The 4902-nt window shown below is 59.2% G+C and carries 7 protein-coding genes; 1 reads left to right on the top strand and 6 read right to left on the bottom strand.

The genetic code is table 11. The features are described from left to right. Window positions 1-121 precede the first annotated feature (121 nt). The 6 genes from QZY06_RS07175 to QZY06_RS07150 form a co-directional block, all read right to left on the bottom strand. A complete protein-coding gene (locus QZY06_RS07175; protein WP_295682160.1) occupies window positions 122-604 on the bottom strand; it encodes an ABC-three component system middle component 2 in 483 nt (160 codons plus the stop codon). Window positions 605-608: 4 nt separating this feature from the next. Next, on the bottom strand, window positions 609-1694 hold the full coding sequence (locus QZY06_RS07170) for an ABC-three component system protein (RefSeq protein WP_295682157.1): 1086 nt from the start codon (window positions 1692-1694) through the stop codon (window positions 609-611). A gap of 313 nt (window positions 1695-2007) precedes the next feature. Further along, complete coding sequence (locus tag QZY06_RS07165) at window positions 2008-2304, bottom strand: hypothetical protein (protein WP_295682154.1); 297 nt, start codon at window positions 2302-2304, stop codon at window positions 2008-2010. Continuing rightward, window positions 2301-2651 carry a hypothetical protein gene (locus QZY06_RS07160; RefSeq protein ID WP_295682151.1) on the bottom strand — a complete coding sequence of 117 codons (351 nt, stop codon included), beginning with the start codon at window positions 2649-2651 and terminating at the stop codon, window positions 2301-2303. Before QZY06_RS07160 ends, QZY06_RS07165 begins: the two co-directional genes overlap by 4 nt. 100 nt (window positions 2652-2751) lie before the next feature. Further along, entirely contained in the window at window positions 2752-3696 is a 945-nt protein-coding gene (locus QZY06_RS07155) for a hypothetical protein (protein ID WP_295682148.1), read from the bottom strand. Between the two features lie 161 nt (window positions 3697-3857). Continuing rightward, on the bottom strand, window positions 3858-4553 hold the full coding sequence (locus QZY06_RS07150) for a hypothetical protein (RefSeq protein WP_295682145.1): 696 nt from the start codon (window positions 4551-4553) through the stop codon (window positions 3858-3860). Between the two features lie 158 nt (window positions 4554-4711). Here QZY06_RS07150 and QZY06_RS07145 point away from each other — a divergent pair. Beyond that, window positions 4712-4902 (top strand): helix-turn-helix domain-containing protein (locus QZY06_RS07145; protein WP_367275580.1); only part of this gene is annotated, 191 nt, incomplete at its 3' end.

Raw genomic sequence — 4902 nt, 5'->3', positions numbered from 1 at the left:
TCGCGGATGTAGGACTTGCCGGTTTCGCTGGGGCCGCGAATCAAAGTCCTGTGAGTGTCAAAACCCACAGCAGCATCGGGTTTTGACGTTCCGGATGAAACAAGTTCTCGCAGTACGATACTCATTGACGCCCCCGCCGACTGGAACTGACTTCGATTTCGGCTCCCCACAGATGACCTTCCCGTGAGAACAGGCCCATCAATTCAAGTGAACTGGTCGAGCAGAATTGGCTGCTGACCCATCTGCAGCGACTCTCAAGTTCCAGGAAATAGGCCGCCTCGACAGAGCCAGTCAACGTGTAGGACGAGGGACCGGAGAAATACATGATCCCTTCGATTTCGGCGCGCACATCCACGAGCCCGCGAGTGCTCATTAGGTACAGCCCTTCCTCGATCATTTCTCTTCGGCTTGCCACCTCTCCGCCTCTGAAGGGAACAGGTGTGTGCAGGCTGGGAGGTCCGCCCAAGTCCTTCGAGTAAACGATCGCGTAGTCAAGCAAGACTAGCTTCTGGAGGTCTGCTCCTGCCGGTGACAAGGCGTTGAGCAGATACACCATCCTCAGCCCCAACTCGAACGGTGAGTTAAAAAGGGGGATCTTGTTCATTCGCTCATCTGACCCACTTCATCCGGTCTTCGTTGACGAGGTGATGGCAGGTTCCTGGCAGGTCGCCGCCACGTAGCTGTGAAGACAGGGGACTGTCATCGACCCTGACGGACGCGACCAAGTCCATAGCTTTTTCTATTCGCTTCATGCCGCTCTTAAGGCTCGGGCTCGTGAGACTCGGCCGGATACCTTTGAGCACCATCTCCAGTAGCCGACTAAACTCATCTTCTTCCGTATAAAGGTCTCGGCTAAAGCGCTTCAGCCCCTCCGCGCAGAAGAAAGTTGATCGTGCGGCAGCAAGATGCTCGTTATACACGGCCGACGCGCGCACGTCATCGAGCGTCAGTTCTAGATTTTCTTCCTCGGCGTAAGCACGCAAAAGTTCTGCAACATACCGACGTTCGGCCGCTGCGAGTTCTGGTGGCACTGCCGGATCAGGTGCTCGATGCGGCGCGATGCCGAACAGATTGAAATGCTTACTACGGTCGCCGGAGTGCCACCTGATTAAGTCCCGGACCACGCACTCTTTGATACGACCGAAATCAAAGTCGTCAACGACCTTTTTCAACTCCGGCGTTCGTTTGGCAGCTGACCCCTGCAGTCCGGACTTCTCTTCGTTCCAAGCTGTCTTGAATGCTTCTTTCAGTTTCGTTGGGTTTGCGATCAGGTCATGTAGCTCGGGACCTACATTTCGCGGTGCGCAGAAAAAGTAGTTGCGCGGACAGGGGTAGGTGCCAGCGGCCACATGCCCGAAAAACTTCAATAACTCCGGGAATGCGGTACTAGGTGAAAGCGGGGTGCCATAGTGCTTGCCTTGAAACAGGTCCCATTCGTAGGGGATCAAGTCGGCTTTCCAACGCGCCTCGACATCTCTCCCCTTATCACCAGAGGCGCCGAGTTTCTTCACGGAAACATATCGGACGCTGCTCTCATCCCGCGAGAGGCAAGCATCTTCGATAAATGATTCCCACTGGTCGTCGGAAAGATGCATCACGACAGCCGATGGTGGCAGCACCCCGTGCTTGACTCTGAACCGGTTCTGCTTCTTGGCCCTCTTCGGATTGCTCGCCTTGTGACTTGCAGCGACCATCGATACCCCCGTCGTTTTGATTAGCCTAGCCTCTCATGAGCCGAGTTGCTGACCGAAGTATCCCAAAACAAGGAGCCGTTGCCGAGGTTCTGATCAGCTTCGTTTGGTCAGCACAATTGTTCGAAAGGCCGCTTTGGGCTGAAAGCCGCCGACCGCAACTCGAAGTCCGTAGGGCGCCTATGACAGTCGGCGCGATACGGGAATCCGGACATGCATGATCGTCTCCCTGTTGCGGAGACGGCGAACGGTGCCCGGTTAGTAGCAACAAGGTGAATCCTCGGTGGTTCAGAACTTTGCGTCTGACAACGGCCGGTCACCTGCGATGGTCCTTTTTTTTGTTCTTGACGACGTGCGCGTAACTGTGTTCGATCATGTACCTCAGGAGCCGGTTCAGCCCGAGCGCAGTACGCCAGTACCGATGGCTTACGACGATCAATGCGGACGCAATGACAGCATCCGATTCCGGCAGACGGTAATGATCGTTCGCCGCCGAGAGCAGGATTGCTGTGGCCTCCGCGAAGGAAACCGCAGAAATGACGATAGGCAGAAGGCACCAGCGCATCCATCGCTCGGAATAAAGTCTTCGGTAATTCTTCGACAAGCGGCTCACGGCGCTGACTCGCTGAAGGGGATGAGGGACTGCACGCGGACGATTTGGTTTGAGTCGATGTCGAAGGCTGTGTACCGGTACACCGTGTAATCCTTGGGACCCGTAGACGAGGCTTCGGAAACAAGCCGGCCGAGCACGGCGTTGGGCCTTCGGACCTGCTGATCGGCACAGCCGCCGCAGATATCCGCTGCGATCTGGCTGCCATCGCCTCCGCGGAACCGCGTCGTCCTAAAAGCAGCTTTCTTCCGCCTCGGTGGCTCGTCGCTCAAGCGGATTTCGCCGCACCAGTCGCAGACAACCCCGACCGCTCGCGGCTTCACGTGTTCCATTGATCGAACGATCTTCATCCGGATCCTCCTGATGAGCCCTGGCCACCGAGTTCGATGGCCAGGGCTTGTTGCGGTCTGCCGGTAGTTACCGGCAGTCACACGTGTGACATCAACCAATCTACGGAGCGGTATTCGGCAGCGTCAGGTCCGGCGCCGCCAGCAGCGATACCCAGCCGTACTGACCCGCAGAGCCCGGAAAGTTGATCTGCCCACCGATCGGGTCGATGGTCAGCGTCAGCAGCCCAGCATTCGTCACCCCGGTGCCGATAACGTCGGTAGCCGTCGGCCCGAAGCTGCGGGCATAGCTGAATGACCCGCTGACCGGAGCGCCGATACTCCGTATCGCGACCCCGTTGGCGACCGGCGCCCGCAGATCGGAAGGCAGCAACATCGCGCCGAGACTCCCATCGGACAATGCCCGCGACCGGACGTTCGAGCCGCCGAAGTTGGCATTACCCGTTGCTGGATCGAACGCCACATTGATCCGGGCATCCGAGAACTGCACGCTCTGACCGTTCGGCGCTGTCAGCACGAGCGCAAGGTCGTTGCCGCCAAAAGACTCGATCTGAACGGCACCGCCCGGCGACAGCGTCGTTAGCCCAGAGCTATTCTCATATCGCATGGCGTAGCCATCGATCACCACATTGGCCGACCAGCTGACATTGAACGTCCCGGTCCCAGTGTCATTCAGCCGGATCAGGAATTGCCGGACCTGCATCGTGCCGGTCACCCGTCCGATTGCCTCGACGCAATCGACGAACTGGATCGATGCACTCGGATCGGCCCCTTTCGCAAGGGTGGTGTCGGCGTAAACCGCCGAGCCACCCCCAGAACAGGTAACCGACCCGGCACGTCGCTCGCCGATATCGACCTCGGTCAGGTTCGCCAGCATCAGCGATCCGAGCCCCTGCATATAGCGATAGACAGCCGCTGACCTTGCCGCTTCGGCATCCGCCAGATTCGAGCGTGGATCGGGACTGCCAGTGTCGCTGTCAGTGCCGCCGCCTCCACAGGCAGCCAGCAGCACCGTGAACATCAGGATTAAACAGTGGCGGTATTGCATGGTGTGACCTCCAGTCAGACATCCGTTGGGACGCGACACGGCGCATGGCCCGTCAGGGCAGAGGCACCGAATCGCAGGAATGGCCAGAACGACAGGCAGCCGCGCCCGTCAGGCCTTAATCAAATGAAGCGGAAGGGGGTACTGCTTGAGGCGCGATCAGCTCATCGGGCTTTGCCGAGCACGCGCTCGTATTCCGGTGCCACGATCGGAATCTGACTGATGGCCTTGCCGACACGCTCGCCGTCGGCTGCCGCAGTGGGCTGGAAGCTGACGTACAAACTGGTCATGACGAAGCCGGACACTTGGCGGGCCAGAGCAGCATAGTCATCAGCGATCTCGGCCCGCTTCTCGTCGAGGATCTGGCCGCTGGCTGCGTCGATGAACAGCAGCTTGCCGCGAATCTTGTCGCCAACGGTCAGCCGCTGGACCAGATTCCGGTCGTAGGCATCTTCGACGAAGTTGAGTGTCAACAACCGGCCGCTGCATTCCGCCATCACCCTGCAGACCCGAATCGGCGCTCCGACCGCCGCCGCTACCGCCGTCGTGTAACTGGCGAGATTGCCGGCGAATGCCACCGGCAGTTCCGGCGCGGCGTCCCGAGGCCGGATGTCCGCCAGCACCAGCACACTGTCGATGTTCCGGAATAGCGGCTTCGCGTTCTGAAGATCCTTGACCGAGGTGACCGCGTGGTAACCGGTCGTGACCGAGCGTGCCGAGTCATACAGGCCGATGGCCGACTGCGCCGTATCGACCGCCGCGCAGCCTGACAGCAGCAGGAAGGCGATGACCATCGCCAGCCAGTGGCCCTGATTGATGAGCAGCGGCAGAAAGAGAAAAGTGTTGCCGTGACGGTCCATAGCAGTGCGCCTCCGTTTGGTTAAGTCGATAGCTCCAGCGGTTCGGGTGATGGAAACGGTGCTGATTGCGCGGCAAGCACTGATCGAATCGGTGCGATTTCTCTGAATGTTACTCATAGAGCGTGGCTTCATAAAGTGGTCCTCCTTACGGTTTGTGAATGCCGTCGCATCCGCAGCTGTTATTGATGGGGCAGCGCCTAAGAGCGCTGCGGGAAGCGCGTGGCCTCAGCCAGGAGAACTTCGCCCTGGAAGCCGGCATCGCACGGAGTTACTACGGAGCCATCGAGCGCGGCCTCCGGAATGTCGCCGCCTTGAACCTGATCCGGATTGCCGCTGCCCTCGGTGTCGA

Origin of the sequence: uncultured Nevskia sp. (assembly GCF_903885465.1) — a bacterium.
In the GTDB taxonomy this organism is placed as follows: Bacteria; Pseudomonadota; Gammaproteobacteria; order Nevskiales; family Nevskiaceae; genus Nevskia.
Note: the sequence above shows the minus strand (reverse complement) of the source record. Positions and strands in the feature narration are given on the sequence as shown.